This is a genomic window from Rhizobium sp. H4, from assembly GCF_003013335.1.
GTDB classification, from domain to species: Bacteria; Pseudomonadota; Alphaproteobacteria; order Rhizobiales; family Rhizobiaceae; genus Rhizobium; species Rhizobium sophoriradicis.
Window position 1 is genome coordinate 170,599 of the sequence record NZ_PSOW01000004.1, and the last position, 25,317, is coordinate 195,915.

Here is a 25,317-nt window from a genome sequence, read left to right on the forward strand (position 1 = left end):
CCCTCATCCGCCTGCCGGCACTCCCGGGTCGAGCCGCTGGACTCGACCCGTCCTTCGGACCCCCGCTGGGGAGAAGAGGCTCGTGGCGGCGCCGTATTCCCCTTCTCCCCTGCGGGGAGAAGGTGGCCCGAAGGGTCGGATGAGGGGGCCTCAACCGCCCAGTTCAAAGGTATCACCCGCGGAAGGCCTCAGCGGGTAAGACGATGGAAACCGCAATCCGATGACCATTTCCGCCGATACGCTCGACATGCGTCGCGACCGCAGGCCGTGGCTGCGTCGACTTGCCGATGCTTCGGAGCCCTATCTCTACAGCTCCCCGTCGCTGATCCTGATCATCGCTGTCATGCTGGTGCCGCTGACATTGGGTGTTTCCTACGCCTTTCGCGACATCCAGCTGCTCAACCCCTTTTCCGGCGGCTTCGTCGGGCTCGATCATTTTCGCGCGCTTTCGAGCGACGTCGCCTTCTATGGCGCCTTGAGGAACACGCTCTGGTGGACCGGCGCCTCCGTCGTCCTGCAGTTCGTCTTCGGGCTCATCCTGGCGCTGCTGCTCGACAAGCCTTTTGCGGGCCGGGCGATCGCGCAGGCACTGGTCTTCCTGCCCTGGGCGGTGCCGTCCTTTCTCGCCGGCCTGAACTGGGCCTGGCTGTTCAACCCGGTGATCGGGCCGATCCCGCACTGGCTCTTCGGGCTCGGGCTGATGCAGGAGCCGGGCAATATTCTTTCCGACCCCAACTATGCCATGTGGGGACCGATCATCGCCAATGTCTGGTGGGGCATTCCCTTCTTCGCCATCACGCTGCTGGCGGCCCTGCAGGCGATCCCGCGCGATCTTTACGAGGCGGCGTCGATCGACGGCGCCGGCTGGTTCCAGCGTTTCCGCTCGATCACCCTGCCGTTTCTCGCGCCGACCATCGCCATCACCGTGCTCTTGCGCACCGTGTGGATCTCCAATTTCGCCGATCTGATCGTCGTCATGACCAATGGCGGGCCGGCCGACCGCACCCAGATCGTCGCGAGCTACATCTTCACGACGGCCTTCAAGCGCCTCGATTTCGGTTATGCCTCGGCAATTGCGCTGGTGCTGCTCGCACTGCTGCTTGCCTATTCGATGCTGATCATCCTGCTGCGGCAGACGCTGCTGAACAAGGATTGAGACCATGAGACGATCCGTCATTCCCACGATCGCGCACCGTCTGGCGATCCTCTGCTATATCGCCTTTGCGCTCTTTCCGCTGTTCTGGCTGCTCAAGGTCTCGGTGACGCCGAACGATCTGCTCTATACCGAGGGCGTGCGCATGTGGCCGTCGCGCACGAGCTGGGATCATTATACTTTCGTGCTGCGGCACAGCGCTTTTCCGACCTTCTTCAAGAACAGCCTGATCGTTTCGGCCTCGACGGCGGTGACGGTGACGGTCTGCGCCTCGCTTTCTGGCTATGCGCTGTCGCGCTTCAATTTCCGAGCGAAATACTGGATCGTCGCCCTGATGCTGCTGACCCAGATGTTCCCGCTCGTCATGCTGGTTGCGCCGATCTTCAAGATCCTGTCGCCGCTGCACCTGACCAACAGCCTGACAGGGCTCGTCATCGTCTACACCGCCTTCAACGTGCCCTTCGCCACCTTCCTGATGCAGTCCTTCTTCGACGGCATCCCTAAGGATTTGGAAGAGGCGGCGATGATCGATGGCGCCACGCAGTTCACGGCGTTTCGCCAGATCATCCTGCCGCTGACGCTGCCCGGCATCGCCGCCACGCTCGGCTTCGTCTTCACCGCCGCCTGGAGCGAATTGCTGTTTGCGCTGATGCTGATCAACGGCAATGACGCGGCGACCTTCCCGGTCGGGCTTCTCACCTTCGTTTCGAAATTCTCGGTGGATTTCGGGCAGATGATGGCGGCGGGCGTGCTGGCGCTCATTCCGGCCGGTCTCTTCTTCCTGCTCATCCAGCGCTATCTCGTCCAGGGCCTGACGGCCGGCGCGGTCAAGGGTTAAACAAATGGCATCGATCGATATCCAGAATATCCGCAAAGCCTATGGCCATGTGCAGGTGTTGCACGGCGTCGATCTTAAAATCAAGGATGGCGAATTCGTCGTGCTCGTCGGTCCTTCCGGCTGCGGCAAGTCCACGCTGTTGCGCATGATCGCCGGGCTCGAAGATGTCACATCGGGCGAGATCCGCATTGCCGGCGCCCGAGTAAACGAGCGGCATCCGAAGGACCGCGACATCGCCATGGTATTTCAGTCCTATGCGCTCTATCCGCATATGAATGTCGCCGGCAATATGAGCTACAGCCTGAGGCTCAGGAAGACGGCAAAGGAGAAGATCGCGAGTGCCGTCTCCGCCGCCGCCGCCAAGCTCGGCCTCGATCCGCTGCTCGAACGGCGGCCGAAGGCGCTGTCCGGCGGCCAGCGCCAGCGCGTCGCCATGGGCCGTGCCATCGTGCGCCAGCCGAAGGCCTTCCTGTTCGACGAGCCGCTGTCCAACCTCGACGCGCGCCTGCGCGAACAGATGCGCGCCGAGATCAAGAAACTGCACGGCGAGCTGAAGGCGACCTCGATCTACGTCACCCACGACCAGATCGAGGCGATGACGCTGGCGGACCGGATCGTCGCCATGCATGGCGGCGTCGTCCAGCAGGTCGGCAGCCCGCTGGAACTCTACGACCGCCCCGCCAATCTGTTCGTCGCCGGCTTCATCGGCTCGCCGGGGATGAATTTCCTCGAGGCCAGCTACGTCGCAGGCGGCGTGAAGCTGAAGGACGGAACGATCGTGCCGCTGGCAAAGCCGCTGCCGCTCGCGGACGGCGCCAAGGTGACGCTCGGCATCCGGCCGGAGCATGTGCTGATGACGAATGACGGGACCGGGCTCGCCACCGAAGTGGAGCTCGTCGAACCCACCGGCTTCGGCATCATCCTGCACCTCGCCCTTCACGGCCTGCCGTTCAAAATCTTCACGCTCGACCGCGAAGCGCTCAAGGCAGGCCCGACGGTCAACGTGGCTTTTCCGCCCCAGTACCTGCATGTGTTCGATGTCGAAGGAAAGCGTGTCGGCTGAACGGTCAATGCTCACGCGCTGCGAGTGGAAAAAACTTTTGCCGTATCGCCCATCGGGCCTATAACCTCCGCGTGATCTCGCTGGATTGGATTGATATGACCGACACTGTTCTCGACCGCTTTCTCCGTTATGTCGTGATCGACACCCAATCCGATCCCGCCTCGTCGACGCAGCCGACCACCGAAAAGCAGAAGGATCTCGGCCGGCTTCTGGTCGATGAACTTTTGACGATCGGCCTTGCGGACGCGCATCTCGACGAACACGGTTATGTGTATGCGACCATTCCTGGAAATAGCGACAAGCCGGTGCCGGTCATCTGTTTCTGCTCGCATATGGATACGGCGCCCGATTTCACAGGCGCCGATGTCAAGCCGCAGATCGTCCGGAACTATGCCGGCGGCGACATCGAACTAACAGGCGATCCAAGCCGGGTGATCCGTGTCGCCGAGCATCCCGAGCTCAACAACCAGATCGGCAACGACATCGTCACCACTGACGGCACGACATTGCTCGGCGCCGACGACAAGGCCGGGCTAGCGGAAATCATGACCGCCGCCCAGATCCTCGTCGACAATCCCGATATCCAGCACGGGACGATCAAGATCCTGTTCACGCCCGACGAGGAGGTCGGCCGCGGCGTCAACAAGGTCGATTTGAAGAAACTCGGCGCCGACTTCGCCTATACGATGGACGGCGAGACGGCCGGCCATATCGAGGACGAGACCTTTTCGGCCGACGGCGTCGAGATCGGCATCTCAGGCGTGGCGATCCATCCGGGCTTCGCCAAGGACCGCATGGAAAACGCCATCAAGATCGCCGGCGCCATCATCGATAGGCTGCCGAAGGAGCTGGCACCGGAGACCACCGAGGGAAAGCAGGGCTTCATTCATCCGGTCGGCGTGACCGGCTCCATGGAAAAGGCGTCGCTGAGCTTTATCATCCGCGATTTTACCGAGGAGGGGCTGGTTGAAAAGGAGGCAATGCTCGAAGCCATCGTCAAGGAGGTCATGGCTGCCTATCCCGGCTCGAGCTTTCATTTTGAGGTGACGGAGCAGTATCGCAACATGAAAGCGGTGCTCGACGGTCACCCGGAGATCGTCGAAAACGCGCTTGAAGCCGTGCGCCGGGCCGGCATGACGCCGGTGCGCGGCAGCATCCGCGGCGGCACGGATGGCTCGCGCCTCTCCTTCATGGGCCTGCCGTGCCCGAACATCTTCGCCGGCGGCCATGCCTTCCATTCGCCGCTCGAATGGGTGAGCCGCCAGGATATGGAAAAGGCCGTCAAAACGATCGTGGAACTGGCGAAGGTCTGGGAAGAGCGCGCTTAAGGCGCTCTTTCACGGAGACATCGGAATGGCGGGTTAGCCGCCGTTCGCCGCAACGCTTCCGCGCAACATAACGCTGTCATAGGCGGGGCGGGGCGTGGGAATGGCGACCGGCATTCCCGGCTCGGGCACGATCGAGGTTTCCGGCTGGGTCACCGGCGCCGTTATCCGTATCGGTGCCGTGCTCGCCGTAGCCATGGGATCAGGCGCCGGCAGAGGAACGGGGACGGCCGAGGGGATCAGCGCCTCGAATTGCGGCGGCAGCATGCTTTCGCCGGGGACGTAATTCATCGCCACTTCGTAGGAGGGCAGCGGCGGCGGCGTTTCGAGCATGCCGTTGGAGTCGCGCTTCTCGTAGAAGGCGTTGCCGCCGGCGACCGTCACATAATGCATGTTGTCGTAGGGGAATTTCAGCCCGTCGGTGTGGAAGAACATCGCATCCTTCACCGCCGGATGGCGCGCGCCCTTCAGCAGGATCGCATCGGCCGCGGTGGCAAGCTCAGGTTCGGCCTGCGGCTTGACCTCGCGGGTCATGACGCCGGGCGCAAACTGCCGCTCCTGGGCGACGACACCACAGATCGATTGAGGATAGGCGCCGGACGTCAGCCTGTTCATGACGACGGTGCCGACGGCGAGATAGCCGTCTTCATCGGAATGCCGCGATTCGAAATACATCGCCCGCTTCAGGCAATCGCGATCTTTTGCCGTATAATTGAAAGCGACTTTCGTCGATTGAACCTTGGTCTTGGCCGCCGTCGTCGCCGGCTTCGGTGTTGTGGTGCAGCCCGCGGCCGCCAGTCCTACGAATAAAATCCCGATCAGGGATTTTCCAAAGGATATCTCCGCCCTCAACGCCAAGTGCCTCCTATGGGATTAGTCCAGCCCTTTATGATTAACGCGAAAAAACTTTTACTCGTCATATGACTGAAATACAAACAACCAGAGATAACAAATACCAAAATCGACTCTCGCCAAAAGCGATCTCGGCGGCGAGTCTCCGATTGACTGCTGCATAATTCCGAAAATTTAACGAATTATGCAGCAGCGCAAACTGCGGCAGCCCTCTTTTCCCCTGATCCGTCAGCTGCGAAACAGCTTCCAGCGGGTCGGCTTGAACGCCACCCGGTGGCGATCAAGCCGGTCGGCCTCGCTCGGCGGCAGCTCGATTTCGATGTGCGGGCGGTCGTTGCCGATATCGAGTTCGATATGGCGCGTGCCGGCCACGCGGCGGCTGGAGACCGGTTGCCCGGCAATGCAGTTTTCCGCCGATTCGCAGAGCCTGACGTCATGCGGGCGGAAGTAGAGCTGCGCCGGCCCATCGGGCTCACCCTCGGCATTGAGGCCGAGCGAGCGGCCTTCGAAGCGGATGTCGCCGTCTGCGATTTCGACCTGCAGGCAATTCGACTGGCCGATGAAGCCGAAGACGAAGGGCGAGTTGGGGTTGTCGTAGACCTCGTCAGGCGTGCCGACCTGTTCGATCGCGCCCTGGCTCATGACGACGACGCGGTCGGCAAGCTCCAGCGCCTCGTCCTGGTCGTGCGTGACGAAGACGGTCGTGTGGCCGGTGCGGTCGTGAATTTCGCGCAGCCATTTGCGCAGGTCCTTGCGCACCTGAGCGTCGAGCGCGCCGAAGGGTTCATCAAGCAGCAGCACGTTCGGCTCGACGGCCATGGCGCGGGCGAGCGCCACGCGCTGGCGTTGGCCGCCGGAAAGCTGCGCGGGATAACGTGTTTCAAGGCCGGAAAGCTGCACGAGGTCGAGCAGCTCCAACGCCCGCCGGCGGATGTCGGCCTTGGCAGGACGCCGTGCGCCTTTTCTGACCCTCAACCCGAAGGAGACGTTGTCGAGCACCGTCATGTAGCGGAACAGAGCATAGTGCTGGAAGACGAAGCCGATATTGCGCTGCTGCACTGATTTCTTCGAGGCGTCCTCGTCGCCGAAGAAGATCTGCCCCTCCGTGGGGCTTTCCAGGCCGGCGATCAGCCGCAGCAATGTCGTCTTGCCGGAACCCGAAGGACCGAGCAGGGCGATCAGCTCGCCGGAGCGGATGCCGAGCGAGACATCGTGCAGTGCCGGAAATCGCTCGAATTCCTTGCGAATGTTTTGAACGCGTACTTCCATTGCAAATCCTTCAGTGCCGCCGGCTGGCGGAAATTTCCGCGCTGTACCGCATTTCCAGCAGCGTCTTCAAAACAAGAGTCACGAGCGCGAGCAAGGCCAAAAGCGTGGCCACGGCAAAAGCGCCGGTGAAATTATATTCGTTATAGAGAATCTCGACCTGCAGCGGCATGGTGTTGGTCTGGCCGCGAATATGGCCCGAGACCACCGAAACGGCGCCGAACTCGCCCATGGCGCGGGCGTTGCACAGCAGCACGCCGTAGAGCAAGCCCCATTTGATGTTCGGCAGCGTCACATGCCAGAAGGTCTGCCAGCCGCTGGCGCCGAGCGAAAGGGCTGCCTCCTCGTCGGCCGTTCCCTGTTCCTGCATCAGCGGGATCAATTCGCGGGCGACGAAGGGGAAGGTGACGAACATCGTCGCGAGGATCAGTCCGGGCACGGCGAACAGGATCTTGATGTCGTTGGCGCTGAGCCACTGGCCAAGCCAGGTGTTGGCGCCGAACAGAAGCACGAAGACCAGGCCTGAGATGACGGGGGAGACGGAGAAGGGCAGGTCGATCAGCGTCGTGAGAAACGCCTTGCCCTTGAACTCGAATTTGGCGATCGCCCAGGCGGCGGCGATCCCGAAGACGAGGTTGAGCGGCACGCTGACGCCGGCGACGATCAGCGTCAGCCGGATCGCCGAAAAGGTTTCGGCATCCTGCAGCGCTTCGATGAAGGGGCCGGCTCCCTTGCGGAAGGCCTCGACGAAGACGGCGGCAAGCGGCAGCAGCAGGATCAGCAGCAGGAAGACCAGCGAAAGGGTGATCAGGCTGTAGCGCGCGATCCGGTGTTCAGTCGTCACCGATCGCAGCTTGACGGATTGTCCGGTCGTATCAAGCGCCATAGCCGTACCTCCGCCTGCTCCAGCTCTGGATGAGGTTGATGACCAGCAGCATGGCGAAGGAGAGGATCAGCATGATCGCTGCAATGCCGGTCGCCGCCGCGTAATTATATTCTTCGAGTTTGATGATGATCAGCAGCGGCGCGATCTCCGATTTGAACGGCAGGTTGCCGGCGATGAAGATGACCGAACCATATTCGCCGACGCCGCGGGCAAAGGCGAGCGCGAAACCGGTGAGCACGGCCGGCGCCAGCCCCGGCAGCAGGACGCGGAAAATCGTCTGGAAGCGGTTGGCGCCGAGCGTCGCGGCGGCCTCCTCGACCTCCTTGTCGATTTCCTCCATCACCGGCTGCACGGTGCGCACGACGAAGGGCAGGCCGACGAAGATCAGCGCCACGACGATGCCGGCCGGCGTGAAGGCGATCTTGATACCGAGCGGCGTCAGGAATTGGCCAACCCAGCCGTTCGGCGCATAGAGCGTCGTCAGCGCGATGCCGGCAACCGCGGTCGGCAGTGCGAAGGGCAAGTCGACCATCGCATCGATGACGCGCTTGCCGGGGAAGCGGTAGCGCACCAGCACCCAGGCGAGGATGATGCCGAAGACGGCATTGACGATCGCGGCGATGAAGGCGCTGCCGAAGCTGATGCGCAGCGCATTCAGCGTGCGCGGATCGAGCGCGATCGACCAGAATTTCTCCCAGCCGAGCGCGCTCGACCGGACGGCAAGGCCGGAGAGCGGAATGAGGATCAGAAGGGTGAGCCAGGTCAAGCTAAGGCCGAGCGCCATTCCGAAACCCGGAATAACGCTCGGCCGCCTGAACCGCCACCGCGTGGGGCTATGTGCTTTCATGAAGTCTATTATTGGGCCGGCTTGTAGATTTGGTCAAATACGCCGCCGTCACCGAAGAATTTCGGCTGCGCTTCCTTCCAGCCGCCGAAATCGTCGATGGTGGCAAGCGTCAGCTTCGGAAAGCGGGCAATGTCGGCCGGATCGGCAGCTTCGGGCTTGATCGGCCGGTAATAATGCTTGGCGGCGATCTTCTGGCCTTCGTCCGAATAGAGATAGTTGAGATAGGCTTCGGCGACCTTGCGCGTGCCCTTCTTGTCTACATTGCCGTCGACGATCGCGACCGGCGGGTCGGCGCGGATCGAGAATGACGGCGTCACGATCTCGAACTGGTCGGGGCCGAGTTCTTCGAGCGAAAGATAGGCTTCGTTTTCCCAGGCGAGCAGCACGTCGCCGAGGCCGCGCTGAACGAAGGTGGTCGTGGCGCCGCGGGCACCGGTATCGAGGACCGGAACATGCTGCAGCAGTTTCGTCACATAGTCTTGCGCCTTGGCGTCGTCGCCGCCATTGGCCTGCTTGGCCCATGCCCAGGCGGCGAGGAAGTTCCAGCGAGCACCGCCCGAGGTCTTCGGGTTCGGCGTGATCACCTGCACGTCGTCCTTGACCAGGTCGGCCCAATCCTTGATGCCCTTCGGGTTGCCCTTGCGAACCAGGAAGACGATCGTCGAGGTATAGGGCGTCGAGTTGTTCGGGAACTTGGTTTTCCAGTCGGCGGGGATCTTGCCGGTCGCCTTAGCGATCGCATCGATATCGCCCTCGAGCGCCAGCGTGACGACGTCGGCGTCGAGGCCGTCGATCACCGAACGGGCCTGGGCGCCGGAACCGCCGTGCGAGGCCTTGATCGTCACGGTTTCCCCATTGTCCTTCTGCCACTTGGCGGCAAAGGCGGCATTGAAATCCTTGTACAATTCGCGGGTCGGATCATAGGAAACGTTAAGCAGCGCCTGATCTGCGAAAACGGGAGCAATGCTCCCGACCACGAAGCTGCCTGCCATGACCGCGGCCGCGAGAAGCCGGGTGAACCGTTTTGTCTGCATTGGGACCCTCCTGTTTGTGCCTTAACTCTATCAAGTCAGTCGTATAATGAAACGAAATGTCTTTCAGATTTGGTGGGTCTGTTAGAATGTCATTCCATTTACAGGCCGATTTGGAAATGGACCCGCCGAAGTTGGCCGCGGCCAATCGTTCGCTCGCCCCCATCCCGCCGCAGAACCGTGTTTTTTCTGCCACAGTTCCTCCACAAGCGACGGCGGCAGTGCTGATTTCTGCCTGGATTTTGCCGCGATGACACTTGCGGATTCCTATATGGCGGCGGTGCGGTCGTATTTGCCGGCCGCTACGTGGGGGCATCCCTTGAAATGCGCCTCGCATTCCAAACCTGTTAGGGCCACTTAAAATGAATATCAGAACTATCCTTTTTGCCTCCGTTGCCGCCCTTGCCGCGGCCTCCGGAGCACACGCAGCCGACGCCATCGTGGCGGCGGAACCCGAGCCTGTGGAATATGTTCGCGTTTGCGACGCCTACGGCACCGGCTATTTTTATATTCCGGGAACGGAAACATGCCTTACGATCGGCGGTTACATCCGTACCGAAGTGCGCTTCGGTGACCAGATCTCCGGCGATTCCGATGTAAACTTCTGGACGCGCGGTCAGGTCACCTTCCAGGCCAAGAACGACACCGAGTTCGGCACGCTGACCGGCGTCATGACGCTGCGTTACAATGCCGACAACGCCTCCGATCAGGAAGCGCTGCTGGATGAAGGCTATATCGACATTGCCGGCTTCCGCGCTGGTAAACTCTACAGCTGGTGGGATGACGACATGAGCGGCGAGACCGATACGCTCGCCAGCAACGAGACGACCCACAACTCGATCCGTTATCAGTACGAGGCTGGCGCTTTCGCGGCCGGCATTTCGGTCGACGAACTGGAAGAAGACTACGCCACCAAGCCGGGCGAAGGCCCGAACAACTTCGGTGTCGCAGGCCAGGTCTCCTACAAGGCCGGCGCCGTCAGCGCTTACCTGCTTGCCGGTTATGACACCGACACCAGTGAAGTTGCTGTCCGCGGTATCGTCTATGCCGACATCGGCCCGGGCACCCTCGGCATCGCCGGCATCTGGGCAAGCGGCGCCAACTACTACTACGAAGAGTCCGAATGGACGATCGCAGCCGAATACGCTCTGAAGATCAACGACAAGTGGTCGGTCACCCCCGGCTTCCAGTACTTCGAAAACATCGCTCTCGAAGCTGACGGCAATGGCTTCACCGGCGGCAGCGCCTACACAACCGGTGTCACGATCGACTACCAGATCGTCGAAGACCTGCGTTCGAAGCTCAGCGTGCAATATCACGATGAGGACGAAGGCGACGACGAAGTGTTCGGCTTCCTGCGCTTCCAGCGCGATTTCTAAGATCGTCTCGTTGCAGACGACCGGGCGCGGCCTTCGGGCCGCGCCTTTTTCATACCCCGGAATCGGCGATGAAGTCGGAATAGAATTCGTCGGCCGTCCTTGCCTTGCGCATGGCGGCGAGCACGCCGTCCGATTGCAGCCGCCGCGCGATAGCCGACAGCACGTTCAGATATTCGCCGCGGTTGTTCTCCCCGAAAAGCAGCACGACGGCGATGTCGGCCGGGATATCGTCGATCGCCTCGAAATCCAGCGGCCGGGAAAAGCGGAGGAGAAGACCGCGCGGGCTGCTCATGCCGTCGATCGCCGCATGCGGAATGGCGATGCCGTTACCGATCCCGGTGGAGCCGAGCTTTTCACGGGTTTCGAGCGCCTTCAGAATGATCTGCGCGTCGACGGAAAGGGCCATGGCTGCCTTGTCCGCGATGGTCTGCAGCGCCCGCCATTTCGTCGGAGCCGACACGCCGATGAAAGTGTGTTCCGGCCGGATGATGTTGGGAAGGTTCATGTCATTCTCGATATAGTCGGCTCGAAGGTCGTCAATGGGAAGGGCAGGGATGTCAGTCCGGTTCTCTGAGCCGGTAGCCGACGCCGGTCTCGGTGGTTATATAGTGCGGCTGATCCGGAATTTTCTCGACCTTTTGCCGCAGCTGCCTGATGTAAACGCGCAGATATTGCACGTCGGCCGCCGGCCCCCATACCTGCTTCAATAGAAACTGGTGTGTCAGCACCTTGCCCGCATGCTGGGCGAGTACGCGCAGGATGTCGTATTCCTTCGGCGACAGTTTTAGTTCCACACCATCGACCTTAACGATGCGCTTGACGAGATCGATCGACAGCCCGCCGGTCTGGAAGATCGCCTTTTCCCCCTGTTGCTGCAGCCGGTGGCGCAGCGCCACGCGGATGCGGGCACCGAGCTCGTTGATGCCGAAAGGCTTGGTGACGTAATCGTCGGCGCCGCTTTCCAGCGCCTTGACGATGCCGGCTTCGTCGGTGCGGCTGGACAGGATGACAACAGGCATCGCAAGCCCTGCGTCGCGCCACTCCTGCAGGAGGTCATGGCCCGGCGTGTCGGGCAGGCCAAGGTCGAGCACGACGAGGTCGGGCATGTCGCCCGTGACCGACCGGCGGGCGCTTTCGGCGTTCGGCGCCTCCTGCACCTCGTAGCCCTGCGCGGTCAGGCCGACGCGGAGCAGCTTGCGGATCGGCGGCTCGTCGTCGACGACGAGAATTTTGACGGCTGAACCGGTCATTTGAGTTCATCCAGTTTCGGAATGTCGGTGGGTTTCGGCAGGTGGATGGTGAAGACGGCGCCCGGCCGGCCCCGTCGGTTGCCGGCCGTGATCGTGCCGCCCATCGCCTCGATGAAGCCGCGGCAGATGGACAGGCCAAGCCCGGTGCCGGCGCGCACCCGGTCGCCCTTGCGCACCCGGTAGAAGGTATCGAAGATGCGGTCAAGGTCGGCCGGCGGGATGCCGGGGCCCTCGTCCGAAACCTGCACAACGACATTGTCGGCATCGGCCCAGCCTTCGATCTGGATCACCGATCCCTCGGGCGCGTATTTGGCGGCATTGTCGAGCAGGTTGAAGATCACCTGCTCGAACAGCACCGGATCAACCCGCACCATCGGCAGCTCGGCGGGGATGCTCATCTCGGTCTTGTGGTGCTCGAGGATCTTTGCGGCGCGGGCGAGCGCCGTGCCGACGATATCGCCGGCATAGTGCGGCGCAGAGTTCGGCTCCATTGCCCCGGACTCGATCTTGGTCATGTCGAGCAGATTGGCGATGAAACGGTTGAGGCGCTCCGATTCGTCGACGACGGTGGAAAGCAACTCGGCGCGATCCTCCTCCGGCATCGAGGCGAAGTAATCGCGCAGCGTGCCGGCGGCGCCGAGGATGGCGGCGAGCGGCGTCTTCAGATCATGCGAGATCGAGGTGAGCAGGGCCGAACGCAGCCGGTCGGCCTCGGCCGCAAGCCTTGCCCGGTCGACATCGGCGACGAGCTGGACGCGTTCGATGGCAAGGGCGGCCTGGTCGGCCAGCGCGCCGAGCAGCCGCTGCTGCTCGGGCGTCAGCAGCGGCCCGTCACGGCGATCGCTGTCGAGGCCGATGACGCCGACGGCGGCGCGCCCGGTTCTGAGCGGCACGTAAAGGCGCTTTGCGCCGGGCAGGGTATCGGCGCCGCGGCCAGCGGCGTGATTGTGCTCCCAGGCCCAGCGGGCGGCGGCGATATCGGCGTCGTCGAGCGTATCATCGGGCGGATAACCGGCCTTGACGGCGATGCTGCCTTCCTCGGGGAGCAGCAGCACGACGCGAACCTTCAGCATCGAGGCGAGCTGGAAGGCGGTCGCCCAGAGCACGTCGTCAAGCGTGCCGGTGCCGGCAAGCTTCTTCGAAAAGAGATAGAGGTCTTCGGTCGTGCGCGCCCGCTGCCGGGCGGCCGCCGCCTGGCGCTGCACGGTCGCGGTCAGATTGCTGGCGATGATGGCGACGCCCAGGAAGAAGAAGAAGGCGAGCACGCTTTCCGGATCGCTGATCGTCAGCGTGTAGCGCGGCGGCAGGAAGAAGAAGTTGAAGGACAGCGCGCCTAGAATGCAGCTGTAGAGCGCCGGCCGCAGGCCGTGGAGCACGGCGGAGGTCAGCACCGCCATCAGAAACACCAGCGCGAGGTTGCGCACATCAAGCACCTGGTCGAGCACGATGCTGACGCCGAGCGCGATGGCGACATAGATGGTCGCCAGCAGATAGGCTTTGATATCCAGCTGCGGCGCGGTGGCGGCGGCCTTGATGCCGCGCGCGGTGGTGCCGTCCTTCTCGTTGCCCGATATGACGTGGACGCTGATCTCGCCGGTCTTGCGGATCAGATCGTCGGTGATCGAGCGGGCCCACCAGTCACGCCATGTCGGCTTCTTCGGGGCGCCGATGACGATGTGGGTGACGTTGTTGGCGGTGGCATGGCGGACGAGTTCTTCGGCCACCTCGCGGCCGGGAATGGTGATCGCCTCGCCGCCGAGCTGTTCGGCAAGCCGCAGTGTCGAGGCGATCGTATCGCGCTCGGCTTCGCTGAGGTTGATCGAGCGGCTGGTCTCGATATAGACGGCCGCCCAGGGCGCGCGCAGGCGCGAGGCCATGCGGGCGGCGTAGCGCACCAGCGAGGCCGAGCGCGGGTGGTGATCGACCGAGACGAGGACGCGTTCGCCCGCCGCCCAGGGGCCGGAGATGGCGTGAGCCTGCATATGGGTCAGCAGCTGGTCGTCGACGCGCTGGGCGGTCTTGCGCAGTGCCAGCTCCCTGAGCGCCGTCAGGTTGCCCGGCGTGAAATAATTGGTCAGCGCCCGTTCGGCGGTGCGAGGCATATAGACCTTGCCGTCATGCAGCCGCTTGATCAGATCGTCCGGCGTCAGATCGATGATCTCGACATCGTCGGCCAGGTCGATGATCGAATCCGGCACCGTCTCGCGCACGCGGATGCGGGTGATCTGCGAGACGACGTCGTTGAGGCTTTCGACATGCTGGATGTTCAGTGTCGTATAGACGTCGATGCCGCGATCGAGCAATTCCTTGACGTCGAGGTAGCGTTTCGGATGGCGGCTGCCCTCGGCATTGGTGTGGGCGAGCTCGTCGACCAGAACGAGATCGGGCCGGCGGGCGAGGATGCCGTCGAGATCCATTTCCTCGAGCGCCCGGCCCTTGTAGTCGATTTCGACGCGGGGGATGATCTCGAAACCGGCGACCAGCGCCTCCGTCTCCTTGCGGCCGTGGGTTTCGACGACGCCGATGACGACATCGAGCCCGTCGGCGATCTTGGCGCGGCCGGAGATCAGCATTTCATAGGTCTTGCCGACGCCGGGAGCAGCGCCGAGAAAGATCTTCAGACGACCGCGCGTCTCCGCCCGGGCCTTTTCGAGGAGCGCATCGGGCGAGGGCCTGCCGGCCTGGTCGCGGTTGTCGTCTGGCATGCGTGTTTCTTTCTGCAGATGCCTGTGCTTGGATAAGCGCCAAGCTTCCCGATCCCTCATCACGTCAGGGGGTCGGCATAGGTTGGTTTAGTTGGTGGATGGCTTTCCAGAACCGGGCACTGAGCCGTGAATAGTTCCTTGTGCCGACCCGCCCCCCGTCATGCTCGGGCTTGACCCGAGCATCCATACCGCATCGGTCAGCAGCCACGGGCATGGATCCTCGGGTCAAGCCCGAGGATGACGGAGAGCGGGGTTGGCCTCGTCGCCAAACCCGCACCCACCTTGCCAAACTCACTCAGTCATAGAAGCATCAAGCCTCTGGTTCAACGCCAGAACATTGACGGTGGGTTCGCCGAGAAGGCCGAGCTCGCGGTGGTGAACGGCGCCGTCGACCAGCGCCTTCACTTTGGCCTCGTCAAGGCTCCGCGCCTTGGCGACACGGGCCACCTGGAAGTAGGCGGCCTCCGGCGAAATATCGGGATCGAGGCCGCTGCCCGAAGCGGTGACGAGATCGGCCGGCACCTCGGCGGTCGGGTTTTCCGCCTTGGCCGCCTCATAGTCGCCCTTGACCCGGTCGATCAGTTTCTGGCTGGTCGGGCCGAGGTTGGAACCGCCGGAGGCGGCGGCATTGTAGCCGTCGCCGGCAGCCGAGGGTCGGCCGTGGAAATATTTGTCGCTGGTAAAGGCCTGGCCGATCAGCGTCGAGCCGATCACCTGGCCGTTTTTCTCGACGAGGCTGCCGTTCGCCTGGGTGGGGAACAGGGCCTGGGCCGCGCCGGTCATGGCGAGCGGATAGAGAAGGCCGGTGATCACGGTGGTGGCGACGATCATGACGACGGCGGGGCGCAATTCTTTCAACATTGTTCTGCTCCTTGGAGAGTTCAGGCGGAGACCGGTTCCGGTTAGAAACCGGATCTTCCGCTAAGCGAGGCCGAGGGCTGCGACGGCCAAGTCGATCGCCTTGATGCCGACGAAGGGGACGAGGATGCCGCCGAGGCCGTAGATCAGCAGGTTGCGCGACAGCAGCGCGCCGGCACCGATCGGGCGGTAGCGCACGCCCTTCAAGGACAACGGGATCAGCGCGATGATGATCAACGCGTTGAAGATGATCGCCGAGAGGATGGCGCTTTGCGGCGTCGACAGTCCCATGACGTTGAGCACGCCGAGCTGCGGATAGAAGGTCAGGAACATCGCCGGGATGATGGCGAAGTATTTGGCGATGTCGTTGGCGATCGAAAATGTCGTCAGCGCGCCGCGCGTCATCAGAAGCTGTTTGCCGATCTCGACGATCTCGATGAGCTTGGTCGGATCGCTGTCGAGATCGACCATATTGCCGGCCTCGCGGGCGGCAACCGTGCCGGTGTTCATGGCGACTCCGACATCGGCCTGGGCAAGTGCCGGGGCATCGTTGGTGCCGTCGCCGCACATGGCGACCAGCTTGCCGTTGGCCTGTTCCTCCCGCATCAGCGCCAGTTTCATCTCCGGCGTCGCCTGGGCGAGGAAATCGTCGACGCCGGCCTCGGCGGCGATGGCGGCCGCCGTCAGCGGGTTGTCGCCTGTGATCATCACGGTGCGGATGCCCATGCGGCGCAGCTCCGTGAAGCGTTCGCGGATGCCGCCCTTGACGATATCCTTCAACTGGATGATGCCGAGCAGCCGGCCGTCGCGGGCAACGGCGAGCGGCGTGCCGCCCGATTTGGCGACCTCGTCGGCGATCGCCTGCAACTCGCGGACGACCTCGCCGCCATTCTTCGAGGGCGCATCACCGGCGACATAGGCGAGCACGGTGTCGACCGCACCCTTGCGGATCGAGGCGCCTTCGAGATCGACGCCGCTCATGCGGGTCTGGGCGGTGAAAGGCACGAAGGTCGCCTTGAGGCTCGCCATGTCGCGGCCGCGGATCGCATATTTCTCCTTGGCAAGCACGACGATGGAGCGTCCCTCCGGCGTTTCGTCGGCAAGCGAGGCAAGCTGGGCGGCGTCGGCGAGGTCCTGTTCGGATACGCCGCGCACCGGGCGGAAGCTCGTCGCCTGGCGATTGCCGAGCGTGATCGTGCCGGTTTTGTCGAGCAGCAGCGTGTCGACGTCGCCGGCGGCCTCGACTGCGCGGCCTGACATGGCGAGCACGTTGAAGCGGACGAGGCGGTCCATGCCGGCAATGCCGATCGCCGACAGCAGCGCGCCGATCGTCGTCGGAATCAGGGTGACGAAGAGGGCGACGAGCACGATGATCGGGATCGAGCCGCCGGCATAGATGGCAAAGCTCGGGATCGTCGCGGTGGCGAGCACGAAGATCAGCGTCATGCCGGCAAGCAGGATGTTGAGCGCGATCTCGTTCGGTGTCTTCTGGCGCTGAGCGCCTTCGACCAGCGAAATCATCCGGTCGAGGAAGGTCGAGCCGGCGGCAGCGGTGATGCGCACGCGGATCCAGTCGGACAGTACCTGCGTGCCGCCGGTCACGGCCGAACGGTCGCCGCCGGATTCGCGGATGACGGGCGCGGATTCGCCGGTGATTGCCGCTTCGTTGACGGAGGCGACACCTTCGATGACCTCGCCGTCGGACGGAATGATGTCGCCGGCTTCGACGAGCACGATATCGCCGACCTTGAGGCTGGTGCCCGGCACCATGCGGTAGTCGCTGCCATTATTGCCGGTCAAGAGCTTGGCCTGGGTTTCGGTGCGCGCCTTGCGCAGCGAATCGGCCTGCGCCTTGCCGCGGCCTTCGGCGACAGCTTCGGCGAAATTGGCAAACAGCACGGTGAACCAGAGCCAGAGATTGATCTGGAAGGAGAAGCCGAGATTGCCGTTGCCGGCGGCGAGGTCGCGCAGGAAAAGCACGGTGGTCAGTACCGAAACCGTGGCCACCACGAACATGACCGGGTTTCTGGCGAGTGCGCGCGGGTCGAGCTTTTTGAAGGCGGCGCCGGCGGCCGGAATGAGGATACGAGAATCGACGATGCTCGCGGATGTTGCCTGGCTCATAAGAGACTCCAGCTTGAAACGAGGATGGCGAAGGACCACGGCGATGCAGGGTCGGGCATCGCCTCAGAAGGTTTGTCCGGCAATCGCGACCAGGTGTTCGACGACAGGGCCGAGCGCCAGCGCCGGAAAGAAGGTCAGGCCGCCGACGATCAGGATCGTGCCGACGAGCAGGCCGACGAAGAGCGGACCGTCTGTCGGGAAAGTGCCTGCCGAGGCCGGCACCGTCTTCTTGGCCATTAGCGAGCCGGCAATGGCGAGCGCCGGGATGATGACCAGGAAGCGGCCGGCGAGCATGCCGATGCCGAGCGTCACATTGTACCAGGGCGTATTGCCCGTCAGGCCACCGAAAGCCGAGCCGTTATTGGCCGCAGCCGAGGTATAGGCATAGAGGATTTCGGAGAAGCCGTGCGGGCCGGCAGTGCCGATCGAGGCGACGGCGGAAGGCAGCACCGTGGCGATCGCGGTGAAGACCAGCATGGCGAGCGGCAGGCAGAGGATGGCGAGGACGGCCATCTTCATTTCCTTCGCCTCGATCTTCTTGCCGAGATATTCCGGCGTGCGGCCAACCATCAGGCCGGCGACAAAGACGGCGACGATGATGAACAGCAGGATGCCGTAGAAGCCGGCGCCGACACCGCCGACGATGATTTCGCCGAGCTGCATGTTGATCAGCGGAATGAGGCCGCCGAGCGCGGTAAAGCTGCCAAGCATCGCGTTGACCGCGCCGCAGGAGGCGGCCGTGGTGATGACGGCAAACAGCGACGACAGGGCGACGCCGAAGCGAACCTCCTTGCCCTCCATATTGCCGCCCTGAATGCCGAAGGCATGCATCAGCGGATTGCCGGCGGCTTCCGCCCAATAGGTGACGATGACGCCGGCGAGGAACAGCACGCCCATCGTGGCAAGGATCGCCCAGCCCTGGCGCTGGTTGCCGACCATGCGGCCGAAGACATTGGTCAGCGCCGCGCCGATGGCGAAGATCGAGACCATCTGGATGAGGTTGGAGATCGCGTCCGGGTTTTCGAACGGATGGGCGGAATTGGCGTTGAAGAAGCCGCCGCCATTGGTGCCGAGCATCTTGATCGCAAGCTGCGAGGCGACGGGGCCGACGGCGATCGTCTGCTGCGCGCCTTCGAGCGTCATCGCATTGACGTAAGGCCCAAGCGTCTGCGGCACGCCGAGATAGACGTAGACCAGCGTCAGCACGATTGAGATCGGCAGCAGCACATAGAAGGTTGCCCTGGTCATATCGACCCAGAAATTGCCGATGGCCTTGCCTGAAGCGCGCGAGAAGACGCGGATGAAGGCGAGCGCGATGGCGATCCCCGTCGCTGCGGAGACGAAGTTCTGGACGGTGAAGCCGGCCATCTGGGTGAGATAGGACATGGTGCTTTCGCCGCCGTAATTCTGCCAGTTCGTGTTGGTGACGAAGCTGACGGCGGTGTTGAAGGAAAGCTCCGGCGGGATGGCCGCCATGCCGGCCGGATTATAGGGCAGGCCGGCCTGCAGCCGCTGCAGCGCGTAAAGGACGATGACACCGAGAAGATTGAACATCAGCATGGCGAAGGCATAGGAGGTCCAATGCTGCTCCTCGCCTTTGCTGGTGCCGGCGGCGCGGTAAAGCCCCCGTTCGATCGGAACGAGGACTGGCGACAGAAACGTACGCTCGCCGCTGAAGACACGCGTCATATAGCCGCCGAGCGGTTTGACGAGCGCAAGAACGATCCCGCAAAAGAGCAGGATCTGAAGCCATCCGTTGAGGGTCATGGAGGTAGACTTTCAATACCCGGCTGCTGCTCGGCCGCGAATGCGCGACCTCGGAAGCGCCGGTTCTTTTCAGAAGCGTTCTGGGCGAAGCAGAGCGTAGGTGAGGTAGACGGTAAGAAACACGGTCACGGCACCGCTCAAGACGTAGTCGAGGGTCATCGTCGTTTCTCCGGTCACAGCCTGTCACAGGCTCTGGCGTAGGCAAAGCACAGCGCGAAGAATAGGATCGCGGTGCCGAGCAGAATGATATCCATCATGATCGTGACTCCTGTTGCTTTCTTGGAGTCAGACAAGACAAAGGGCGCCATCCCGGGGAAGGGCCGCCTTTCATGCTTTCTGGCGTGGAGATGATCGTTGGATCTCTCGGGCATGAATATGGAGCCGGAGGGCATAAAGGTTCGAGACGGCCGAACGGCCATCAATATAAAAATCTTATAAATGCTTTTCGGCGAGCGGGCTAAGGATCGACCCGAAACTGGTATTGGCCTTCGGCGCTGCGGCCGTCCATCGATAGGACGCGCCAGTCGAGCGTATAGAGGCCGGGCGCCATGGCAGGATCGAGAGGGATCTTGAAGATCGATCCCTCGGGGCCGGAGAGAAACGGCTTGCCGGTGGGAAGCGCCGTACCCTCGGCATCGAGCAGCACGGCCGTCGAACGGGCAAGATCGACCGGGCCGGTGAAGGTGAGCTCGAGGTTGGCCGGCGCCAGCATTTCTTCCTGCTGCTGCGGCGGAAGCGCGGCTTGTTCCAAGGCGGCAGACGCTTCACTTGCGGTGAAGAGAAGGGAGGCGAACAGACAGAATGACGCGATCGACTTCATGATGGTCTTCCTTATCGTGTCGATCCGCATGTGCCCGGACCCGTCATGCTTCCGGGACGTCATGCCGACGCTTCGATAATAACGCTGCGGCGGATGATTTCGATCCTTAGATTTTGCGATAATGCGCCCCGACCAGTCTTCGAACCTGAATCTTTCGGATTATAGAAAATGGGCATTTAATCACATGTTGAGCAAAAGCTTGCATGGCGCGATTGAATTGCCGCCTTTAACGGTCTTATAGTCCGTGTCGACGGCACCCGCTGAATCGCGGGGGCAAAAGGGAAGGAAACCGATCATGACCAAAGTCCGTGCGCTGGTGCTGGAGCGCCAGCATGAACTTGCGCTTCGCGATATCGATCTGCCGCTGGAGACAGGACCGGGGCAGGTCAAGATCAAGATTCATACCGTCGGCGTTTGCGGCTCGGACGTGCATTATTATACCCACGGCAAGATCGGTCCCTTCGTCGTAAACGCGCCGATGGTGCTCGGCCATGAGGCGGCCGGCACGGTGGTCGAGGTCGGGGCTGGCGTCACGCATCTGAAAGCCGGCGACCGCGTCTGCATGGAGCCCGGCATTCCCGATCCGAATTCCAAGGCAAGCCGGCTCGGCCTGTATAATATCGATCCCGCCGTCAGTTTCTGGGCGACACCGCCGGTGCATGGCGTGCTGACGCCGGAGGTCGTGCATCCCGCCAATTATACGTTCAAGCTGCCCGACAATGTCAGCTTTGCCGAAGGCGCCATGGTCGAGCCCTTCGCCGTCGGCATGCAGGCGGCTGGTAAGGCAAAGATCGCGCCCGGCGATACCGCCATCGTCCTCGGCGCCGGGCCGATCGGCACGATGGTGGCGATCGCCGCCCTTGCCGGCGGCTGCGCCCGGGCGATCGTCGCCGATCTCGCCCAGCCGAAGCTCGATATTGCCGCGCAGTACCAGGGTGTTATCCCGATCAATATCCGCGAGAAGAACCTGATCGAGGAAGTCGCCCGCTTGACCGACGGCTGGGGTGCGGATGTTGTTTTCGAATGCTCCGGTTCGCCGAAGGCTTGGGAGACGATCATGGCGCTGCCGCGCCCGGGCGGCGTCATCGTCGCCGTCGGCCTGCCGGTCAACTCGATCGGTTTCGACGTCTCGACGGCAACGACCAAGGAGATCCGCATCGAAACGGTGTTCCGTTACGCCCATCAATATGAGCGCGCGATCGCGCTGCTCGGCTCGGGGCGCGTCGACCTGAAGCCGCTGATATCAGAGACCTTCACATTCGAGGATTCGATCAAGGCCTTCGATCGCGCCGTCGAGGCCCGGCCGAGCGACGTGAAGCTGCAGATCGTGATGGAGTAGGGCGCCGCCGCACCACTTCTATAAGTGCCTGGCACTCGGTTTCATCTTGCGGAAGACAAGGGCGGCGGCTGCGACAACAGCCGCGGCTCCGACCGCGATCAGCAGATGGCGGTGAAGGGGGAGGTGGCCCAAAGTCTGCTGGATTCCGTGCCCGAAGAGATAACCGAGCGTGGTGAAAAGCTGTCCCCAGACCAGTGCGGCTACCGCATTCAGGACGACGAATTTCCCGGTCGATATCCCAGTCGTGCCGATGACGACGGGGCTGATCGTCCGCAAACCGACCAGGAAACGAAAGGCAAGGATGAAGCCTGTGGGATATGTTTCGAGAAGCCGGGTGACGCGGGCAAGCGCCGGTCTTTCCATCAGCCGGCGGACGAAGCTCCATCGGGCGGCGTAACGGCCGGCGAAGAACCAGAACTGATCGCCGGCGAAGGATCCTGCCACGGCCGCGGATGCCGCCGCCCAATAGCTCAGCAGCCCGCGATGGGCAACCACGCCGCCGAGGAAGGCGGCCGTCTCGCCTTCAATGGCCGCACCTAGGAAGATCGCCAGCAGGCCGTAATTCTCGATCAGCAGTTCGATAGACATGACGGCTCGCTCTCACCTTCCCGAAGCGTCAGGTCACGATCAAACGGGCTTCAAATCGCCAAGCAGCGTCGGGATCAGCTCCGATACCGTCGGATGGATCGGCACCGACCATTTCAGCGCTGGATAGGTGGTTCCGGCATTCATCGCGTCGATCAGGCCGTGGATCACCTCGTCGCCCTCGATGCCCAATATCGCCGCGCCGAGAATCTCCTTGGTTTCGGCGTCGGCAATCACCTTCATGAAGCCCTTGGTCTCGCCGCGCTCGTTGGCACGGCCGACGCGGCTCATCGGCCGGGTCGAGACCATGATCCTGCGCCCCGACTCGCGCGCCTGCTTCTCCGTCATGCCGACGCGGCCGAGCGGCGGGTCGATGTAGAGCGCATAGGCGGGGATGCGGTTCGAGACCTTGCGGTCGTCGCCGTCCAGCAGATTGGCGGCGGCGATCTCGAAATCGTTGTAGGACGTGTGGGTGAAGGCGCCGCGGCCGTTGCAGTCGCCGAGCGCAAAGATGCCCTCGACATTGGTGGCGAGCTTGTCGTCGACCGTGATGTAACCGCGCTTGTCGGTGACGACGCCGGCGGCATCGAGGTCGAGATCGTCGGTATTCGGCTTGCGGCCGGTGGCGATCAGCACGTGACTTGCATCGATCTTCGCCGAGCCGGCGGTGACGCTCACGCCATTGCCGTTTCCAGCGAAGGCAATGTTGCCGGCATCGGTATGGACGTCGATGCCTTCTGAACGCAGGATCTCGGCGATAGCATCGGATATGTCCTCGTCCTCGCGCGAAGCAAGCTTCGGGCCGTGCTCGATGACGCTGACTTCGGCGCCGAAGCGGCGATACATCTGCGCGAATTCCAGCCCGATATAGCTGCCGCCGATAACGGCCAAATGCCGCGGCAGCGTGTCGAGACGAATGATCGAGGTGCTGGTGAGGTAGTCGATGTCATCGATGCCAGGCAGCTTGGGAATGAGGGGCCGGGCTCCGACATTGAGGAAGATGCGCGGCGCGCTGAGGGACTCGCCGTTGACGCTGACGGTCTTCGGACCCTCGAAGCGGGCATGACCATAGATCACGCTCATGCCGTCCATCCCGGCAAACCAGCCGATCAGGCCGTTGCGGGCATTCATCGTCACCGTTTCGGCGCGGGCTCTGACCACTTTCATGTCGATGTCAATATCGCCCCCGATATTGACGCCGTAGGCGGCGGCGCTTCTGGTGACATGGGCGGCGCGGGCGCTGGCGACCAGCGTCTTCGTCGGCATGCAGCCTGTATTGACGCAGGTGCCGCCGAGGAATTTGCGCTCGATCAGCGCCACCTTCATGCCCTTTTCGACCATGCGGGCGGCAAGAAATGGACCGGCCTGGCCGGCGCCGATGACGATGGCGTCGAAGCTTTTCATGACAAGGTCCCCACGATCAGCGCCGCACCGATGACGGCGACGGCATCCTCGATGAGGGCGGCCGGCAGGTCCCTGCCGAAGGACGCGGCAAGTCTGGCCCGGACGGCGGCGCCACCATAGGTCCCGATGACGGCGCCGATCACGCCGGCGATCAGCCCGCCGAAGAGCAGACTGCTGACTGCGCCGATTGTCGCGCCGACAAGCGCCCCGGAGGCGATACGGGCGGCGAACTGCATGGGCACCTTGCGCGATGGCGTTGACGGCAGCTGGTCGGCGACCAGTTCAACGATGGCGAGAAGCGTGAAGATCCACGGGGTCCAGCGGTAACCCATGAAGGCAAGCGGCGTCTGCGAGACGTCGAGCCAGCCGAGCGCCGCGCCCCAGGCGACGGCGGCCGGCGCCGTCATGGTGCGAAGGCCCGAGATGACACCGATCAGCAATGCAAGCAGCAGAAACATGCGCGATCCCCTCATTGCCGGCGTCGTGCCGCGAGAGGGAAGGTTGCACATTGTCAGGCGTGTGGCAATTCGCCAAGCCGAACCGACGGTTTAGTTCGCAAAGGCGGCGATGCCGGTGATCGCCCGGCCGATGATCAGCGCGTGAATGTCGTGCGTGCCCTCATAGGTGTTGACCACTTCGAGGTTGACGAGGTGGCGGGCGATGCCGAATTCGTCGGAGATGCCGTTGCCGCCGAGCATATCGCGGGCCGCCCGTGCAATCTCGAGCGCCTTGCCGCAGCTGTTGCGCTTGAGGATCGAGGTCAGCTCCACCGGCGGATGGCCTTCCTCCTTCATGCGGCCGAGCCGCAGGCAGCCCTGCAGGCCGAGCGAGATCTCCGCCGCCATGTCGGCGAGCTTCTTCTGGATGAGCTGGTTGGCGGCGAGCGGCCGGCCGAACTGCTTGCGCTCGAGCGTATATTGCCGTGCCCTGGCATAACAATCTTCGGCAGCCCCGAGCGCGCCCCAGGCAATGCCGAAACGGGCCGAGTTGAGGCAGGTGAACGGTCCCTTGAGGCCGGTGACGCCGGGCAGCAGGTTTTCCTCCGGTACGAAGACTGCGTCCATCACTACTTCGCCGGTGATCGAGGCGCGCAGGCCGACCTTGCCGTGGATGGCCGGCGCCGAAAGCCCCTTCCAGCCCTTTTCGAGGATGAAGCCGCGGATGAGGCCGTCTTCGGTCTTGGCCCAGACGACGAAGACATCGGCGATCGGCGCATTCGAGATCCAGGTCTTCGAGCCGGTGAGGCTGTAGCCGCCGTCGACCTTCCTGGCGCGTGTCGCCATCGAGCCGGGATCGGAGCCGTGATCGGGTTCGGTCAGGCCGAAACAGCCGATCAATTCGCCGGCGGCCAGTTTCGGCAGGTATTTCAGCTTCTGTGCCTCGGACCCGAAGGTGTCGATCGGCACCATCACCAGCGAGGACTGCACGCTCATCATCGAACGGTAACCGCTGTCGACCCGCTCGATCTCGCGGGCGATCAGGCCATAGGCGGTGTAACCGAGGCCGGCGCCGCCATATTCGGGAGAAATCGTCGGCCCGAGCAGACCGAGTTCGCCCATTTCGCGGAAGATTGCCGGATCGGTCTTTTCGCTGCGGAAGGCCTCGAGAACACGCGGCGCGAGCTTTTGCTGCGCATAGGCATGGGCGGTATCCTGCACCATGCGCTCCTCATTGGTGAGCTGCTCCAGCAGGCGGAACGGGTCGGCCCAGTCGAAAACCTCGCGCGTATGCTGCATGTCGGGATCTCCTCACCCACTAATCACGCTTGCTCGCTCAAGGTCGCATAGACCCGCCGGCCGACCGCGTCAACAGAAGGCGGCCCTAT

23 protein-coding genes are annotated in these 25,317 nt (G+C 63.0%); 6 read left to right on the plus strand and 17 right to left on the minus strand.

Features of this window, described 5'->3' with window-relative positions:
- Window positions 1–220: 220 nt before the first annotated feature.
- The 4 genes from C4N04_RS07750 (at window position 221) to pepT (ending at window position 4,382) form a co-directional block, all read left to right on the plus strand.
- Complete coding sequence (locus C4N04_RS07750) at window positions 221–1,156, plus strand: sugar ABC transporter permease (protein WP_106795744.1); 936 nt, start codon at window positions 221–223, stop codon at window positions 1,154–1,156.
- Between the two features lie 4 nt (window positions 1,157–1,160).
- The gene (locus tag C4N04_RS07755) at window positions 1,161–1,991 is read left to right on the plus strand and encodes a carbohydrate ABC transporter permease (protein ID WP_106795745.1); all 831 of its coding nucleotides are present in this window, start codon (window positions 1,161–1,163) and stop codon (window positions 1,989–1,991) included.
- 4 nt (window positions 1,992–1,995) lie between these two features.
- Window positions 1,996–3,054, plus strand: coding sequence for a sn-glycerol-3-phosphate ABC transporter ATP-binding protein UgpC (gene ugpC, locus C4N04_RS07760; protein WP_106795746.1), 1,059 nt, complete (start codon window positions 1,996–1,998; stop codon window positions 3,052–3,054).
- A 95-nt stretch (window positions 3,055–3,149) separates the two neighbouring features.
- Window positions 3,150–4,382: a peptidase T gene (gene pepT / locus C4N04_RS07765; protein WP_106795747.1), complete on the plus strand. Its 1,233-nt coding sequence runs from the start codon at window positions 3,150–3,152 to the stop codon at window positions 4,380–4,382.
- A 33-nt stretch (window positions 4,383–4,415) separates the two neighbouring features.
- Here the strand turns inward: pepT and C4N04_RS07770 are convergent, their stop codons facing one another.
- From C4N04_RS07770 to C4N04_RS07790, 5 genes are all read right to left on the minus strand, one after another.
- Entirely contained in the window at window positions 4,416–5,231 is an 816-nt protein-coding gene (locus C4N04_RS07770) for a cell wall hydrolase (RefSeq protein ID WP_106795748.1), read from the minus strand.
- 228 nt (window positions 5,232–5,459) lie between these two features.
- Window positions 5,460–6,500 carry a sulfate/molybdate ABC transporter ATP-binding protein gene (locus C4N04_RS07775; RefSeq protein WP_106795749.1) on the minus strand — a complete coding sequence of 347 codons (1,041 nt, stop codon included), beginning with the start codon at window positions 6,498–6,500 and terminating at the stop codon, window positions 5,460–5,462.
- 10 nt (window positions 6,501–6,510) lie between these two features.
- Window positions 6,511–7,383: a sulfate ABC transporter permease subunit CysW gene (gene cysW, locus C4N04_RS07780; protein WP_040141098.1), complete on the minus strand. Its 873-nt coding sequence runs from the start codon at window positions 7,381–7,383 to the stop codon at window positions 6,511–6,513.
- A complete protein-coding gene (cysT, locus tag C4N04_RS07785) occupies window positions 7,373–8,230 on the minus strand; it encodes a sulfate ABC transporter permease subunit CysT (protein ID WP_040111444.1) in 858 nt (285 codons plus the stop codon). Before cysT ends, cysW begins: the two co-directional genes overlap by 11 nt.
- A gap of 8 nt (window positions 8,231–8,238) precedes the next feature.
- Window positions 8,239–9,264, minus strand: a complete 1,026-nt coding sequence (locus tag C4N04_RS07790; RefSeq protein ID WP_040141102.1) for a sulfate ABC transporter substrate-binding protein — start codon at window positions 9,262–9,264, stop codon at window positions 8,239–8,241.
- Between the two features lie 359 nt (window positions 9,265–9,623).
- Here C4N04_RS07790 and C4N04_RS07795 point away from each other — a divergent pair, with 359 nt between their 5' ends.
- Window positions 9,624–10,640, plus strand: a complete 1,017-nt coding sequence (locus C4N04_RS07795; protein WP_040111446.1) for a porin — start codon at window positions 9,624–9,626, stop codon at window positions 10,638–10,640.
- Between the two features lie 49 nt (window positions 10,641–10,689).
- Here C4N04_RS07795 and C4N04_RS07800 read toward each other — a convergent pair whose 3' ends face one another.
- The 8 genes from C4N04_RS07800 to C4N04_RS07840 form a co-directional block, all read right to left on the minus strand.
- The gene (locus C4N04_RS07800) at window positions 10,690–11,145 is read right to left on the minus strand and encodes a PTS sugar transporter subunit IIA (RefSeq protein ID WP_106795750.1); all 456 of its coding nucleotides are present in this window, start codon (window positions 11,143–11,145) and stop codon (window positions 10,690–10,692) included.
- A 52-nt stretch (window positions 11,146–11,197) separates the two neighbouring features.
- Window positions 11,198–11,890, minus strand: a complete 693-nt coding sequence (locus C4N04_RS07805; protein WP_040141106.1) for a response regulator transcription factor — start codon at window positions 11,888–11,890, stop codon at window positions 11,198–11,200.
- Complete coding sequence (locus tag C4N04_RS07810) at window positions 11,887–14,595, minus strand: sensor histidine kinase KdpD (protein WP_106795751.1); 2,709 nt, start codon at window positions 14,593–14,595, stop codon at window positions 11,887–11,889. The genes C4N04_RS07805 and C4N04_RS07810 overlap by 4 nt, the downstream gene beginning before the upstream one ends.
- A gap of 291 nt (window positions 14,596–14,886) precedes the next feature.
- The gene (gene kdpC, locus C4N04_RS07815) at window positions 14,887–15,456 is read right to left on the minus strand and encodes a potassium-transporting ATPase subunit KdpC (protein ID WP_009990983.1); all 570 of its coding nucleotides are present in this window, start codon (window positions 15,454–15,456) and stop codon (window positions 14,887–14,889) included.
- 60 nt (window positions 15,457–15,516) lie between these two features.
- Window positions 15,517–17,577, minus strand: coding sequence for a potassium-transporting ATPase subunit KdpB (kdpB, locus tag C4N04_RS07820; RefSeq protein ID WP_077989685.1), 2,061 nt, complete (start codon window positions 17,575–17,577; stop codon window positions 15,517–15,519).
- A 63-nt stretch (window positions 17,578–17,640) separates the two neighbouring features.
- Window positions 17,641–19,344: a potassium-transporting ATPase subunit KdpA gene (gene kdpA, locus C4N04_RS07825; protein ID WP_077989684.1), complete on the minus strand. Its 1,704-nt coding sequence runs from the start codon at window positions 19,342–19,344 to the stop codon at window positions 17,641–17,643.
- A gap of 69 nt (window positions 19,345–19,413) precedes the next feature.
- Window positions 19,414–19,503, minus strand: coding sequence for a K(+)-transporting ATPase subunit F (locus tag C4N04_RS07830; RefSeq protein WP_003547774.1), 90 nt, complete (start codon window positions 19,501–19,503; stop codon window positions 19,414–19,416).
- A gap of 298 nt (window positions 19,504–19,801) precedes the next feature.
- Window positions 19,802–20,164 carry a copper resistance protein CopC gene (locus C4N04_RS07840; protein ID WP_040141436.1) on the minus strand — a complete coding sequence of 121 codons (363 nt, stop codon included), beginning with the start codon at window positions 20,162–20,164 and terminating at the stop codon, window positions 19,802–19,804.
- Between the two features lie 295 nt (window positions 20,165–20,459).
- Here C4N04_RS07840 and C4N04_RS07845 point away from each other — a divergent pair, with 295 nt between their 5' ends.
- The gene (locus C4N04_RS07845; protein ID WP_077989682.1) at window positions 20,460–21,503 is read left to right on the plus strand and encodes an NAD(P)-dependent alcohol dehydrogenase; all 1,044 of its coding nucleotides are present in this window, start codon (window positions 20,460–20,462) and stop codon (window positions 21,501–21,503) included.
- 18 nt (window positions 21,504–21,521) lie between these two features.
- Here C4N04_RS07845 and C4N04_RS07850 read toward each other — a convergent pair whose 3' ends face one another.
- The 4 genes from C4N04_RS07850 to C4N04_RS07865 form a co-directional block, all read right to left on the minus strand.
- Window positions 21,522–22,091, minus strand: coding sequence for a DedA family protein (locus C4N04_RS07850; RefSeq protein ID WP_077989681.1), 570 nt, complete (start codon window positions 22,089–22,091; stop codon window positions 21,522–21,524).
- 39 nt (window positions 22,092–22,130) lie between these two features.
- Window positions 22,131–23,492 (minus strand): FAD-containing oxidoreductase, encoded by a 1,362-nt coding sequence (locus tag C4N04_RS07855; protein ID WP_106795752.1) that lies wholly within the window; start codon window positions 23,490–23,492, stop codon window positions 22,131–22,133.
- Window positions 23,489–23,950 carry a DUF4126 family protein gene (locus C4N04_RS07860; protein WP_096763510.1) on the minus strand — a complete coding sequence of 154 codons (462 nt, stop codon included), beginning with the start codon at window positions 23,948–23,950 and terminating at the stop codon, window positions 23,489–23,491. The genes C4N04_RS07855 and C4N04_RS07860 overlap by 4 nt, the downstream gene beginning before the upstream one ends.
- A gap of 90 nt (window positions 23,951–24,040) precedes the next feature.
- Entirely contained in the window at window positions 24,041–25,228 is a 1,188-nt protein-coding gene (locus C4N04_RS07865) for an acyl-CoA dehydrogenase (protein WP_096763511.1), read from the minus strand.
- Between the last annotated feature and the right edge of the window lie 89 nt (window positions 25,229–25,317).

Excerpts from the sequence above, each read along its gene's own strand:
- C4N04_RS07750 (WP_106795744.1), top strand. The coding sequence starts at position 221 with ATGACCATTTCCGCCGATACGCTCGACATGCGTCGCGACCGCAGGCCG.
- C4N04_RS07755 (WP_106795745.1), top strand. The coding sequence starts at position 1,161 with ATGAGACGATCCGTCATTCCCACGATCGCGCACCGTCTGGCGATCCTC.
- ugpC (WP_106795746.1), top strand. The coding sequence starts at position 1,996 with ATGGCATCGATCGATATCCAGAATATCCGCAAAGCCTATGGCCATGTG.
- pepT (WP_106795747.1), top strand. The coding sequence starts at position 3,150 with ATGACCGACACTGTTCTCGACCGCTTTCTCCGTTATGTCGTGATCGAC.
- C4N04_RS07775 (WP_106795749.1), bottom strand. The coding sequence starts at position 6,500 with ATGGAAGTACGCGTTCAAAACATTCGCAAGGAATTCGAGCGATTTCCG.
- cysW (WP_040141098.1), bottom strand. The coding sequence starts at position 7,383 with ATGGCGCTTGATACGACCGGACAATCCGTCAAGCTGCGATCGGTGACG.
- cysT (WP_040111444.1), bottom strand. The coding sequence starts at position 8,230 with ATGAAAGCACATAGCCCCACGCGGTGGCGGTTCAGGCGGCCGAGCGTT.
- C4N04_RS07790 (WP_040141102.1), bottom strand. The coding sequence starts at position 9,264 with ATGCAGACAAAACGGTTCACCCGGCTTCTCGCGGCCGCGGTCATGGCA.
- C4N04_RS07795 (WP_040111446.1), top strand. The coding sequence starts at position 9,624 with ATGAATATCAGAACTATCCTTTTTGCCTCCGTTGCCGCCCTTGCCGCG.
- C4N04_RS07800 (WP_106795750.1), bottom strand. The coding sequence starts at position 11,145 with ATGAACCTTCCCAACATCATCCGGCCGGAACACACTTTCATCGGCGTG.
- C4N04_RS07805 (WP_040141106.1), bottom strand. The coding sequence starts at position 11,890 with ATGACCGGTTCAGCCGTCAAAATTCTCGTCGTCGACGACGAGCCGCCG.
- C4N04_RS07810 (WP_106795751.1), bottom strand. The coding sequence starts at position 14,595 with ATGCCAGACGACAACCGCGACCAGGCCGGCAGGCCCTCGCCCGATGCG.
- kdpC (WP_009990983.1), bottom strand. The coding sequence starts at position 15,456 with ATGTTGAAAGAATTGCGCCCCGCCGTCGTCATGATCGTCGCCACCACC.
- kdpB (WP_077989685.1), bottom strand. The coding sequence starts at position 17,577 with ATGAGCCAGGCAACATCCGCGAGCATCGTCGATTCTCGTATCCTCATT.
- kdpA (WP_077989684.1), bottom strand. The coding sequence starts at position 19,344 with ATGACCCTCAACGGATGGCTTCAGATCCTGCTCTTTTGCGGGATCGTT.
- C4N04_RS07830 (WP_003547774.1), bottom strand. The coding sequence starts at position 19,503 with ATGACCCTCGACTACGTCTTGAGCGGTGCCGTGACCGTGTTTCTTACC.
- C4N04_RS07840 (WP_040141436.1), bottom strand. The coding sequence starts at position 20,164 with ATGAAGTCGATCGCGTCATTCTGTCTGTTCGCCTCCCTTCTCTTCACC.
- C4N04_RS07845 (WP_077989682.1), top strand. The coding sequence starts at position 20,460 with ATGACCAAAGTCCGTGCGCTGGTGCTGGAGCGCCAGCATGAACTTGCG.
- C4N04_RS07850 (WP_077989681.1), bottom strand. The coding sequence starts at position 22,091 with ATGTCTATCGAACTGCTGATCGAGAATTACGGCCTGCTGGCGATCTTC.
- C4N04_RS07855 (WP_106795752.1), bottom strand. The coding sequence starts at position 23,492 with ATGAAAAGCTTCGACGCCATCGTCATCGGCGCCGGCCAGGCCGGTCCA.
- C4N04_RS07860 (WP_096763510.1), bottom strand. The coding sequence starts at position 23,950 with ATGTTTCTGCTGCTTGCATTGCTGATCGGTGTCATCTCGGGCCTTCGC.
- C4N04_RS07865 (WP_096763511.1), bottom strand. The coding sequence starts at position 25,228 with ATGCAGCATACGCGCGAGGTTTTCGACTGGGCCGACCCGTTCCGCCTG.